We start from the raw sequence: 12,490 nt of genomic DNA on the forward strand, positions 1-12,490 counted from the left end.
GATCCACTCCGAAACGCAACCACTCGGATTGGTGCCGGTGTGGCGACTTGTTATGCGACCGTTATCTGCACGGCAATTCGGCGAAATATCGATATGAAAGGGCGACAATGATGTGAGCAGGAATTTCTCGGAAAACCCCCAGGTGGACGGTCGGTCATTTCTTCGGCCTATGGCGACGACCCCGGTGCGGCCCCCGTTCATCGCGGTGCGGCCGAAACATGCGAAGCTGGGACCGTGCAGTTTGCCGATCCGTATGCCGCCGACATCGACGCTGTCCTGATCACCGAGGACGAGATCAAGGAGCGCACCGCCGAACTCGCCCAGTCCGTGGCGTCGCGCTACGCCGACATCGAAGAGGATCTGGTTCTCATCGGTGTCCTCAAGGGCGCGATCATGTTCATGACCGACTTCGCCCGGTCGCTTCCGATCCCGTCGCAGATGGAGTTCATGGCGGTCTCCAGTTACGGGTCGTCGACCTCGTCCTCGGGTGTGGTCCGCATCCTCAAGGACCTCGACCGCGACATCGAGGGACGCGACGTCCTGATCGTCGAGGACATCATCGACTCCGGTCTGACGCTGTCCTGGCTCATGAAGAATCTCGCCACACGGTCGCCACGCAGCCTGGAGGTGTGCGCTCTGTTGCGCAAGCCGGACGCCGTGCGTTCCACCATCCGGGTCGCCGACGTCGGGTTCGACATCCCCAACGAGTTCGTCGTCGGATACGGCCTCGACTACGCGGAGCGATACCGCGACCTTCCCTACATCGGACGACTGAAGCCGTCGGTGTACACGCACTGATCCATCGCCGGCGCATGACGCGGCGCCCGCGTGTCCGACCTGCGAGGGAACGGTTTCACCAGCGCGATCGTTGACCGGTAGCCTCAATGTGTACGTCGACGGGAAGGACATGGGAACGGCGTCGGCACCGGGACTCGATCCCGTGAGCCCGCACGACCCCCACCAACTGGCATGAACCGTAAGACAGTCTTCCGCAACCTCGCCATCCTGGCGCTCATCCTGCTCGCCCTGTGGGGCTGGAGCGTGATGAGCGACTCCGGTCGGGAGTACCGCGGCGTCGACACCTCTGTCGCACTGCAGCAACTCAACGACAAGAACACCAAGTTCATCAGCATCGACGACCGCGAGCAGCAGCTGCGCATCGAGCTGAACACCCCGATCAAGGTCAACGACGCCGACGCCGACAAGATCAGCGCCAAGTACCCGGCGCAGGCGGGGGACCAGGTCTTCGAGGCCGTCCAGGGCACCGGCGCCCCGTACACGACCAACGTCAACGAGCAGTCCGTCCTGTGGCAGATCCTCATCTTCGTGCTGCCGATGATCCTGCTGTTCGGTCTGTTCTTTTTCGTGATGAGCCGTATGCAGGGCGGTGGCCGCGGCGGCGTGATGGGCTTCGGCAAGTCGAAGGCCAAGCAGCTCACCAAGGACATGCCGAAGACGACCTTCGCCGACGTCGCGGGCGCCGACGAGGCCGTCGAAGAGCTCTACGAGATCAAGGACTTCCTACAGAACCCGACGCGGTACCAGGCGCTGGGCGCCAAGATCCCGCGCGGTGTGCTGCTCTTCGGCCCTCCCGGAACCGGCAAGACGCTACTGGCCCGCGCGGTGGCCGGCGAGGCGGGCGTCCCGTTCTTCACGATCTCCGGTTCGGACTTCGTCGAGATGTTCGTCGGCGTCGGCGCGTCGCGCGTGCGTGACCTGTTCGAGCAGGCCAAGAACAACAGTCCGTGCATCATCTTCGTCGACGAGATCGACGCCGTCGGCCGGCAGCGCGGCGCGGGTCTCGGCGGTGGCCACGACGAGCGTGAGCAGACGCTCAACCAGCTCCTCGTCGAGATGGACGGTTTCGGCGACCGCTCGGGCATCATCCTGATCGCGGCCACCAACCGCCCCGACATCCTCGACCCGGCTCTGCTGCGCCCCGGCCGATTCGACCGGCAGATCCCGGTCGGCAACCCCGACATGGCCGGTCGCCGGGCCATCCTCAAGGTCCACGCCAAGGGCAAGCCGATCGACTCCGACGCCGATCTCGACGGTCTGGCCAAGCGCACGCCCGGCATGTCCGGAGCGGATCTGGCCAACGTCGTCAACGAGGCGGCGCTGCTCACCGCACGGGAGAACAAGCAGACGATCACCGCCGAGGCCCTCGAAGAGGCGGTCGACCGGGTCATCGGCGGTCCGCGCCGCAAGTCCCGGATCATCAGCGAACACGAGCGCAAGGTCGTCGCCTATCACGAGGGCGGCCATACTCTTGCTGCCTGGGCGATGCCCGATCTCGACCCGATCTACAAGGTCACGATCCTGGCGCGCGGGCGCACCGGCGGCCACGCGCTCGCCGTCCCCGAGCAGGACAAGGACCTGATGACCCGCTCGGAGATGATCGCGCGGCTGGTGATGGCGATGGGCGGCCGTGCCGCCGAGGAACTGGTCTTCCACGAGCCGACGACCGGCGCGTCGTCGGACATCGACCAGGCGACGAAGATCGCGCGTGCGATGGTCACCGAGTACGGCATGAGTTCGAAGTTGGGTGCAGTGCGCTACGGCCAGGACCAGGGCGATCCGTTCCTCGGCCGGTCCATGGGCTCGCACACCGACTACTCCGCGGAAATCGCGAGCGAGATCGACGACGAGGTGCGCCGGCTCATCGAGGCCGCGCACACCGAGGCTTGGGCCATCCTGACCGAGTACCGGGACACCCTGGACGTGCTCGCGACGCAGCTCCTCGAGAAGGAGACGCTGACCCGCAAGGACCTCGAGAAGATCTTCGCCGACGTCGACAAGCGTCCGCGGATCACCGCGTTCAACGACTTCGGCGAACGCACTCCGAGTGACAAACCGCCGGTGAAGACGCCGGGAGAGCTGGCGATCGAACGCGGTGAGCCGTGGCCGCCGCCGGAGCAGGCCAAGATCCCCGAGCCGGTGGGTGCCGGTTATCCCGGTGGGCCGCAGGTCCCCGGCCAAGTGCCGAACTACCCGCCGATGTATCCCGAGCCGGGTGGTCCGACACCCCCGACGCAGGGCAATCCGGAACCGCGGTTCCCCGACCACGGATATCCGCCGGCCGATCCCGGCCCCCACTATCCGAATCCCCAATATCCGAACCCCCAGTATCCGAACCCGAACTACCCCAACCCGCAGTATCCGGACCCGGGCAACGGCCGGACGGCGGCACCCGGGTCGGGTGGGCCGTACGGGGGCGGCACGCGTCCGGATTACGGCGCGCCGCGCGATTGGTCCGCACCCGGTTGGCCACCCGAGCCCGACCCGCGGTCGGGTCGCAACGGCGACACGAACGGCTGGGGTCATCGCGCCGGTGACGACGACTCGCGTCCGAGTTCGTAAAGTGGCCGGATGAGTATCAGCGAGCGGCGGGACGCCGTACTCGAGGGACCCCGGTCCGACTTCGACCAGGCACGCGCCGAAGCTGCGGTCCGCGAGTTGCTGCTCGCCGTCGGCGAGGACCCGGATCGGGAAGGTCTGATCCGGACGCCCACGCGGGTGGCGAACGCCTACCGGGAGATGTTCGCCGGCTTGTACACCGAGCCCGATGAGGTCCTCGCCACGACGTTCGACGAGGACCACGACGAGCTGGTGCTGGTGAAGGACATCCCGATGTACTCCACCTGCGAGCATCACCTGGTGTCGTTCCACGGTGTCGCCCACGTCGGCTACATCCCCGGCACCTCGGGCCGGGTGACCGGGCTGTCCAAGTTGGCGCGCCTGGTCGACCTGTACGCGAAGCGTCCGCAGGTCCAGGAGCGGCTCACCAGCCAGATCGCCGACGCGATGATGCGCAGACTCGAGCCCCGCGGGGTGATCGTGGTGATCGAGGCCGAGCACCTGTGCATGGCCATGCGCGGTATCCGCAAACCCGGCGCGACGACCACCACGTCGGCGGTGCGCGGCATCTTCAAGACCAGTGCGGTGTCCCGCGGCGAAGCCCTCGACCTGATCACCCGGTGACGCAGGCGCACGCAGTCCCCGCCGGCGGCGGTGTGCACCGGACTCTCGTGATGGGCGTCCTCAACGTCACCGCCGACTCCTTCTCCGACGGCGGTCGCTACCTCGACGCCGATGCGGCCATCGCGCATGGGCTCGAACTCATCGAGCAGGGTGCCGACCTCATCGACGTGGGTGGCGAATCGACCCGGCCCGGCGCGGTCCGGGTCGACCCCGGTCTCGAGGCGGAGCGCGTGGTCCCGGTGATCGGCGAACTCGCCGCGCGCGGGGTGACCGTGTCGGTCGACACGATGCGCGCCCCGGTCGCGGCCGCCGCGATCCGGGCCGGCGCCGCGATCGTCAATGACGTGTCCGGCGGGCGTGCCGACGCCGACATGGCGCGGGTCGTCGCGGACGCGGGATTGCCGTGGATCCTGATGCACTGGCGCCCGGCCGGGGACAGCACGGACCGGCGGTTCACGCACCGCAGTGGAGACGTCGACGGGTACCGGGACGTGGTCGCCGAGGTGAGTGGGGAACTGCTGGCCCAGGTCGACGCGGCGGTGTCGGCCGGCGTCGACGCCGACCGCCTCATCCTGGATCCGGGGCTGGGCTTCGCCAAGACCGCCGAGCACAACTGGGCCCTGCTCAACGCATTGCCCACCATCACCGGGCTCGGCTTCCCGGTGCTGGTCGGAGCCTCCCGCAAACGCTTCCTCGGGTCGCTGCTGCGTCGCGACGGTGCGGATCGGCCGCCCGCCGGACGTGATGTCGCCACCGCGTCGGTCTCGGCGCTGTCCGCCGCCGCGGGCGCGTGGGGGGTGCGCGTCCACGACGTCGCGAGCAGTCGCGACGCGGTCGCGGTCGCGGCGGCCTGGCGCACCGGCGGTTCCCGAACCTCGTCCTCGGTAGGAGACTCGAATGGCTGACCGGATCGAACTGCGCGGCCTCAAGGTGCGCGGCAATCACGGTGTGTTCGACCATGAACGGGCCGACGGCCAGGACTTCTACATCGACGTCGTGCTCTGGCTGGACCTACGGGCCGCCGGCGAGTCCGACGACCTCGCCGACACCGTCGACTACGGCACGCTCGCGCAGCAGGTCGCCGGCATCGTCGGGGGCGAACCGCGCAACCTCATCGAGAAGGTGGGGGCCGAGGTCGCGGAGTCGATCATGACCGACGAGCGCATCGATGCCTGCGAGGTGACCGTGCACAAGCCGTCGGCGCCGATCCCACTGACCTTCGACGACGTCGCGGTGGTGACCAGACGTTCCCGCAAGGGGACGCGATGAGCCGCGCGGTGCTCTCGGCCGGTTCCAACATCGGTGACCCGACCGCGCACCTGCGTTCGGTCGTCGAGGCTTTCGCCGACGACCTGGTCGCGGTGTCCGCGGTCTATTCGACGCCGCCGTGGGGCGGGGTCGAGCAGGAGGACTTCCGCAACATCACGCTCGTCGTCGACGGCCCGCATGATGCGCGCGGGTGGCTCGAGCGCGGATTCGAACTCGAGCGGGCGGCCGAACGGACGCGCGAGATCCGCTGGGGGCCGCGAACTCTCGACGTCGACGTCGTCACCGTGTCCGAGTCCGGCCAGGTCGTCGTGTCCGGGGACCCGGACCTGACACTGCCCCATCCCCGTGCCGCGCAACGGGCTTTCGTCCTCGTCCCGTGGCTCGAGATCGAACCCGATGCCATCCTCTGGACCCCGGACGGTACGTGCGCGGTGTCCGATCTCGTGGCCGGGCTCGACGCCGCAGAGCGGGACGCGGTGCGTCCGGTCGGCCGCCTGACCGGGGTCGAGTCGTGACCGCGCCGGATCCGCGCCGGCCGGATCAGGACGACGAGGAGACCGGTCTCGGTCCCACCCGGGTCCGCGATCTCGCCGTCATCGCGGCGGTCACGGCGATCGTCGCGTGGATCCTGGTGCGGTACAACTACTCCGATTTCCCGCCGCTGCCGTTGCTCGCCGGTGTGGTGCTGTATGTGCTTGCCGCACTCGAGATCGTCATCGCCTTCGTCGTCCGTTCCCGGGTTGATTCGCGGGATGTCGGTCGCGCGCGGGGACAGCTCCATCCACTCACGGCCGCGCGAGTGCTGGCCCTGGCCAAGGCTTCTGCGATCCTCGGCGCCATCGCCGTCGGGGTGTGGCTGGGTCTGCTGGCCTTCCTGCTCGGCCAACACGATCTGGCCGCTGCCGACCACGACCGGCCGGGCGCGATCGTCGGACTGATCGGCGGGGTGGTCCTCGTCGGTGCCGCGCTGTGGCTCGAGTACTGCTGCCGAGCACCCGACGATCCGTCCGCCGTCGGCGGTCCGTGAGGGTCGGGGCGAGTGTCGGACGCCCCGCGCACTCGTCGCCTAACATGTCGACTATCGGAGAAACTCCGCACCCGCCTGCCGTCCGAATGCACTCACAGCGGGTAAATTCACGATCATGACGACCTCGAACGGCCGTGCCGCCGACTCGCGCCGCTCGAGTCGGTCGACGGCTCAGTGGTTGCTCGGCCTCTTGATCGTGCTCGCATTGATCGCCAGCATCCTGATGGTCTTCACGGACAGGCTGTCGATCACCGGCTCGCTGGCAGTCATCGCGGCGTTGTGGGCGGCCGTCATCGGCGCGATCCTGGTGACGAAGTTCCGTCGACAGGCCGAGAGCGCCGAGGCGAAGAGCCGTGACCTCCGGTTGGTCTACGAACTGCAGCTGGAACGCGAAATCGCCGCGCGTCGGCAGTACGAACTCGATGTCGAGACGACCATCCGCAAAGAGGTCACCGCCGAGTCGAACGAAGAACTCTCCGAGCTCAAGGCCCAGGTGCTGGCGTTGCGTTCCAGCCTGGAGATGCTCCTCGGTGAACCGCTCCCGGATCAGCGGGTCGCCCTGTCGAGTGAGAAGATGCGCGAACTGGCCTCGGGCCTGAACGACGAATCACGCGCGGGTCGTCGATCCGGTGCACCCTACGGCGGTGGCTTCTCCGGTGATATCGGTGGCGTGTCGTCCTACGGCGCCACCTACGCCGACGACGGGGTGCTCGCCGCGCGCGACTTCGCGGCGACGGCTCCGACCGCGGACGACGGCAGGCATACGGGACCGGTCGATCCCAACGAGATGACCGAGGTGATCCCGGTCGTCACCGACGACCCGATCTCGGGCCGCATCGCCACCGAGATATCGCCCGACGAGGCCGCGGCGACGAGCGCGCCGGCCGAACCCGATGCCGCGACGGGGACGTCCGATGCGGACGTCTCCGACGCCGAGATCGTCGACACCGATCACCCCGGCGGCACGGAAGCCACCGCCGGCGGCGAGACCTCGGGTGCGGACAGTGGTGCGTCAACCGGCGCCGGAGAGTCCGCGTCCGTGCCGTTCTCCGGGGGCTTCTACCTCGGAAGCGATGCCGACGCGTCGGATACCCGAGGCCCGGGATCGCAGTCGCCGGTCGCGGACGCGAATCAACCGCTCTACACCGACGACACCCCGACCGACGAATGGTCGACCCGGTCGGCGTCGGGCGAAGCACCCGAGAGCGATGAGACCCCGGACGGCGCGGATGCTTCCGACGACGTGGAGCCCCCGCCCTTCCTCGGGTCCGCTGGACGACACGAGAATCAGCCGGGCGGTCGGCCCGCGGAGTCCTTCGGCGGTGGTCGTCGACGCCGAGCGGTCGCCGACGACGCGGAATCGGCACACTCGGCGGGGTTGCCCGTCTCCGAACTCCTGAGCCAGCTGCGGTCACAGACCGAGTCCACCGGCGGCGGACGGCGCCGACGGAACGGCTGATCCGCCGGGGCGGGCCCGGCTGCTTGCGACCCCGGGCGGGCCCGGCTGCTTGCGACCCCGGGCGGGCCCGGCTGCTTGCGACCCCGGGCGGGCCCGGCTGCTTGCGACACTGCCGGGTTGCGGTCCGACGCCCGTGTCATCCGTCCGGGTGCATCTGCGGCGTTGCCGCGGATTCGCCGATACGAGTTGGACGATCGCCCTAGTATTCCCGTATGAGCGAGACGCTCGCGGGTGGGGAGTTCGGTCTCGGGCCGGGGTCCGATCCGTCGATGGCCGCGATCCGCCATACCGAGCGCGGGAACGCGGTCAAGCAGTCGCTGGTGAGCACCGCGGTGTTCTTGCCGGTCATCGCGTGGTGGCCGACGGTGTTGTGGCTCTTCACCTTCGACCCGCTCGACGGCACCCCGTTCCCCGAGTACCACGCGAACCTCCAGGCCAACGGTCCCGAGACGAGCCTGTTGCTCATCTGGTCGCTGACGGCTCTGATGCCGCTGTACATGGTTCTCGTGCTGGGGATCTGGGCTCGTAATCCGATGCGGTCGGGGATCGCGGTGGTGATCGGCGCGGTCGGGGCACTCGGATTCTGGGGTGGTCAGGTCCCGGTCCTGGTGCGATCGGGAGACTACCCCGTGCTCACGTTCTGTTCGGAGCACATGCCCGCCTTCGTCGTGATGCTGATCGTGGCGTGGTCGGTCGCGCGTCGACGTGGATTCTGGTGGGTGCTGGCGATTCCGGTCATCATGCTGCTGGCGATCAACGCGTACGAGGGCTGGGCGTCGAACCCGGTCGACGCGATCGTCGACGGCACCGGGAGACTCCTCGACGTCCCGGCCTCGCAGGTACTGGACCCGTTCTCGCCGAGATTCCGTTCACCGTTCGACGACGTGGTCGACATCGTGGCGGGCATCCTGACCCTGTGGGTGGTCGACGCCGTGTTCGGCGCGTTGTCCAGGCAGGCGCGTGAGCCGCAGCAGTCCCGGCCGGGGAGCTGGCGCTGACGAAATCCGTTGCCACGACGTCGAAGTCAGAACTGCATCGCCACGGCGCGTCCGACGGTGAACGCGATGAACCCCAGGCTCAGCACGACGCCCAGGACGCACAGCACACGGGCGAACCGCCCGGCCGAACCCGGCTGACCACGGCCGGCGAGATACCAGCCGGCCACGCCTACCGGCAGGCCCAGTCCACCGACGACGCTCAACGGGATCGCCGCCACACCGCATGCGAGCGACGCGGTGGTCCGCCGGGTCGCACCCGGGCCGGGCCGAGGTGGGTCCAGCACCGGTAGATCGCGCGAGGCGCGGACCGTCGACGACCCGGGATCATGCTGGGGGACAGCGTGTCCGGGGAGTCCGGAGTACGCCGTCGCGCCCCGTGCGATGGTGGGCCGAGACCCGTCGTCCCCCGGCCGGGTGGCACCGGTGACCGGGATCGCAACAGTGGGTGCGAAGGCGGTCGGGGGCAGCGCCGGCGGTGCGGGTCGGGACATCGGTGGACCGGACATCGGTGCCGCCGCGGCGTGGCCGCGCACGGTGCGCTCCGGCCGCGGTGGCGCCGGGGCGAATACCGTCGAGTCGATCGCCGAACGGAGTTCGGCGGCAAAGGCCCCCGCCGACGACGGACGGTCCGTCCGGTTCTTTGCGAGACCGGAGCGCACCACGTCGGACACCGCCGGCGGCACGTCGGGCCGGAGGTCGGACAGCTCCGGGGGCGGGGTGCTGAGGTGGTGGTGGATCATCATGGCGGGCGTCCGTGCGGCGAACGGCACTGTGCCCGCGATCAATTCGAAGACGCTGCAGGCCAGTGAGTAGACGTCGCTGCGGGCATCGAGGGTCTCGGCCGAGAGCTGTTCGGGTGACGAATAGGGGAATGAGCCGATGACGAGATCCGTCGAGGTGAGCGAGGTGGCACCACCGTCGGTCGGGCGCGCTATCCCGAAGTCCGCCAGCCGGATACGCCGGCGGGTGACGTGCTGGGGGAGTCGCGGATCGGACTCCTCGGGGCTGATCAGTATGTTCGCCGGTTTGACGTCGCGGTGGAGCAGTCCGGAGCGGTGCGCGTGATCGAGCGCCGCGCCGATCGCGTCGCCCACGGCCGCGACGTCGGCGAGCGGGAGCCCGCCGGGGCTGGTGGCGAGCAATGCCGCGGCGTCCGTGCCGGGCACGTACTGCATCGAGATCCAGAGTCGTCCGTCCACTTCGCCCCGGTCGTAGACACTGACGATGCACGGGTGGTCCAGCTGGGCGGCGAGGTCGGCCTCGCGGGTGAACCGGGCTCGGAAGATCGGATCGTTCGACACCTGCTCGGCGAGGACCTTGATCACGTCATGGCGCGGGAGCCGGGGATGGCGGACGAGGTACACCTCACCCATCCCGCCCGCACCGATCCTGCGCACGACCCGGTAACCGGCGAACTCTGTGCCCGGTTCCAAGCTCATGGGCGGGACCTTCGTGTGCGCGGGTGTGTCGATGTCGTCCGGGCCGGCAATCCCGGGCGGACTGCGGCTGTCTCAGACTACGCCGCGTCGGCGCAGGTCACCGGTGGTTCGGTGGATCGGTCGGCACGACCGGCGGATCGACCGGCCGCCCACGAGGTGACACCTGTCACAGACGTTGGCACCGGCCGCGGTGTCGGACCTACTCTTGCTCTGCAACGTCTGGTACCCGTGCCGACCCCGCCGCGATGAGTCCGCTCATGCGACGGAAGTGTCGGCGGAGGCGGGACTGGAACGACACTCTGGAGGACAGCGGTGACCTCACCGAGCGGTGATGCCGGTATGCCGTCTGCACGGCGAACCGGTGGCGATGACGCCTTCGGCGATGGCTCGCACCTCCGTTCCGGTCTCACCGACCCTTTCCCCGGCATGACGAATCTGCCGACGCCCGCTCGCCTCACCGTCGGCCTCGTGTCCGCCGGCCGCGTCGGGACGGCTCTAGGCGAGGCGCTGGAGAAGGCCGGGCACGTGGTCGGAGCCGTGGTGGCGCGGTCGCCCGAGTCCCGGGCCCGCGCGGTGAGTCGACTCCCCGATTCCGAGGTCCTCGACCTCGACGCGGTCGTCGCGCGATCCGAGTTGCTGCTGGTCAGCGTGCCCGACTCCGAGCTCGCCGCCGTGGTCGACGAGATCGCGGCGTCCGACTCGCTCCGTCCGGGGACGATCGTCGCGCACACCGCGGGCGCGCACGGGGTGGCCGTGCTGCAACCGCTGACCGACCGCGGTGCACTGGGGATCGCACTGCATCCGGCGATGACGTTCGTGGGTTCGGAGGACGACACCGCGCGCCTCACCAACGCCTGTTTCGCCATCACCGCCGCCGATGCGGTCGGCGAGGCCATCGCGTCGTCGCTGGTGCTGGAAATGGGCGGTGACCCGGTGCGGATCGCCGAAGCCGAGCGCACGCTCTACCACGCCGCACTGGCCCACGGCGCCAACCACCTGATCGCCTTGATCTCCGACGCGGTCCTCGCACTCAACGCCGCCATCGACCACTCCGGCCGCGACACCGCGACCGTCGACGGACACGGTAACCGCCTCGCCGAACGCATCCTCGGGCCGTTGGCCGCGGCGTCGCTGCGAAACGTGCTGGAACTCGGCCCGTCGGCGCTGACCGGGCCCGTCGCCCGCGGTGACGCGCCCGCGGTCGCCCGACACCTGGCGGCGCTGCGCACCGTCCCCGCCGGCCCGGGACCGCACGGCATCGCCGAGGCATATCGCACACTCGCCCGGCGCGCCGCGGACCACAGCCACGCACCGCAGGCGTTGATCGACGCATTGGAGGACCGATGACATCAAGCGGAGGAGACGGCGTGAGCGGCCCGTCCGACGCACAGCCCACCTACTCGGCCGGCAAGATGACCGTGCATCGAGAGCCGGCGTCCCTGAGCCGCGTCACCCGCGCGCTGCGGGCCGCGGGCAAACGTGTCGTGCTCGTCCCGACCATGGGTGCCCTGCACGCCGGCCATCTGCAGCTCGTCCGGGCCGCCAAGGCGAAGGGCAACACCGTGGTGGTGGTGTCCATCTTCGTCAACCCGTTGCAGTTCGGCGCCGGCGAGGACCTCGACGCCTACCCGCGCACCCTCGACGCCGACCTCGCGCTCCTCGAGCCGCTGGGCGTCGAGCTGGTGTTCGCGCCGTCCGCGTCGTCGATGTACCCGAACGGTCCGCGGACGACGGTGCACCCGGGCGAGGTGGGCCGAATCCTCGACGGGATCTCGCGGCCGACACACTTCGCCGGGATGCTGACGGTGGTCCTCAAGCTGCTCAACATCGTCGGACCCAATGCGGCGTTCTTCGGTGAGAAGGACTATCAGCAGCTGGTGCTCATCAAGCAGATGGTGACCGACCTGAACCTCGACGTCGACATCGTCGGCGTCCCGACCGTCCGCGAGTCCGACGGGCTGGCGATGTCGTCACGCAACCGCTATCTCACCCCGGAGCAGCGGGAGCTGGCGACGACGCTCTCGGCGTCGCTCGTCGCGGGGGCCCATGCGGCCGAAGGCGGACGCGATGCCATTCTCGCCGCCGCACGGTCGGTGCTCGCCACGGTCCCGGAGATCGAGGTCGACTACCTGGACCTGCGCGGGCGTCAGCTCGAGGAGCCGCCGGAGAAGGGCGCGGGACGGCTGCTCGTCGCCGCCCGGCTCGGCGGCGCACGCCTGATCGACAACGTCGGCGTGACGGTCGGCGGCGTCGCCGCGCTCGAAGAAGAAATCGCCTGGACCAATGCCACCACAACCACGACAGAGGGACGATGACC

Annotated in this window: 12 protein-coding genes; 11 read left to right on the forward strand and 1 reads right to left on the reverse strand. The window is 69.3% G+C overall.

The genetic code is table 11. The annotated features are described in order from the left end of the window. The first annotated feature begins 234 nt into the window (after positions 1–234). The 9 genes from hpt to ACFUEJ_RS04785 all read left to right on the forward strand — a co-directional run bounded on the left by hpt (position 235) and on the right by ACFUEJ_RS04785 (position 8,734). Positions 235–798, forward strand: coding sequence for a hypoxanthine phosphoribosyltransferase (gene hpt, locus ACFUEJ_RS04745; protein ID WP_058249889.1), 564 nt, complete (start codon positions 235–237; stop codon positions 796–798). A gap of 171 nt (positions 799–969) precedes the next feature. Beyond that, a complete protein-coding gene (ftsH, locus tag ACFUEJ_RS04750; protein ID WP_058249890.1) occupies positions 970–3,360 on the forward strand; it encodes an ATP-dependent zinc metalloprotease FtsH in 2,391 nt (796 codons plus the stop codon). A 9-nt stretch (positions 3,361–3,369) separates the two neighbouring features. Next, positions 3,370–3,981 (forward strand): GTP cyclohydrolase I FolE, encoded by a 612-nt coding sequence (gene folE, locus ACFUEJ_RS04755; protein WP_058249891.1) that lies wholly within the window; start codon positions 3,370–3,372, stop codon positions 3,979–3,981. Positions 3,982–4,031: 50 nt separating this feature from the next. Further along, on the forward strand, positions 4,032–4,886 hold the full coding sequence (gene folP, locus ACFUEJ_RS04760; RefSeq protein ID WP_058249969.1) for a dihydropteroate synthase: 855 nt from the start codon (positions 4,032–4,034) through the stop codon (positions 4,884–4,886). After that, positions 4,879–5,250: a dihydroneopterin aldolase gene (gene folB / locus ACFUEJ_RS04765; protein ID WP_058249892.1), complete on the forward strand. Its 372-nt coding sequence runs from the start codon at positions 4,879–4,881 to the stop codon at positions 5,248–5,250. The genes folP and folB overlap by 8 nt, the downstream gene beginning before the upstream one ends. Next, the gene (folK, locus tag ACFUEJ_RS04770; protein ID WP_165629652.1) at positions 5,247–5,765 is read left to right on the forward strand and encodes a 2-amino-4-hydroxy-6-hydroxymethyldihydropteridine diphosphokinase; all 519 of its coding nucleotides are present in this window, start codon (positions 5,247–5,249) and stop codon (positions 5,763–5,765) included. Before folB ends, folK begins: the two co-directional genes overlap by 4 nt. Then, positions 5,762–6,277: a DUF3180 domain-containing protein gene (locus ACFUEJ_RS04775; protein ID WP_068971963.1), complete on the forward strand. Its 516-nt coding sequence runs from the start codon at positions 5,762–5,764 to the stop codon at positions 6,275–6,277. Before folK ends, ACFUEJ_RS04775 begins: the two co-directional genes overlap by 4 nt. 115 nt (positions 6,278–6,392) lie before the next feature. Beyond that, the gene (locus tag ACFUEJ_RS04780) at positions 6,393–7,736 is read left to right on the forward strand and encodes a DUF6779 domain-containing protein (RefSeq protein ID WP_165629653.1); all 1,344 of its coding nucleotides are present in this window, start codon (positions 6,393–6,395) and stop codon (positions 7,734–7,736) included. 212 nt (positions 7,737–7,948) lie between these two features. After that, entirely contained in the window at positions 7,949–8,734 is a 786-nt protein-coding gene (locus ACFUEJ_RS04785) for a hypothetical protein (protein WP_165629654.1), read from the forward strand. A gap of 26 nt (positions 8,735–8,760) precedes the next feature. Here the strand turns inward: ACFUEJ_RS04785 and ACFUEJ_RS04790 are convergent, their stop codons facing one another. Next, positions 8,761–10,173 (reverse strand): serine/threonine-protein kinase, encoded by a 1,413-nt coding sequence (locus ACFUEJ_RS04790; protein ID WP_165629655.1) that lies wholly within the window; start codon positions 10,171–10,173, stop codon positions 8,761–8,763. A gap of 312 nt (positions 10,174–10,485) precedes the next feature. On the opposite strand from ACFUEJ_RS04790, the gene ACFUEJ_RS04795 reads away from it, so the two are divergent. Both ACFUEJ_RS04795 and panC read left to right on the forward strand, forming a co-directional pair. Beyond that, positions 10,486–11,520: a Rossmann-like and DUF2520 domain-containing protein gene (locus ACFUEJ_RS04795; protein ID WP_165629656.1), complete on the forward strand. Its 1,035-nt coding sequence runs from the start codon at positions 10,486–10,488 to the stop codon at positions 11,518–11,520. Between the two features lie 20 nt (positions 11,521–11,540). Continuing rightward, positions 11,541–12,488 carry a pantoate--beta-alanine ligase gene (gene panC / locus ACFUEJ_RS04800; protein WP_338855784.1) on the forward strand — a complete coding sequence of 316 codons (948 nt, stop codon included), beginning with the start codon at positions 11,541–11,543 and terminating at the stop codon, positions 12,486–12,488. The last annotated feature ends 2 nt before the right edge of the window (positions 12,489–12,490 follow it).

It is taken from the genome of Gordonia sp. NPDC057258 (assembly GCF_042668985.1).
In the GTDB taxonomy this organism is placed as follows: Bacteria; Actinomycetota; Actinomycetes; order Mycobacteriales; family Mycobacteriaceae; genus Gordonia; species Gordonia hongkongensis.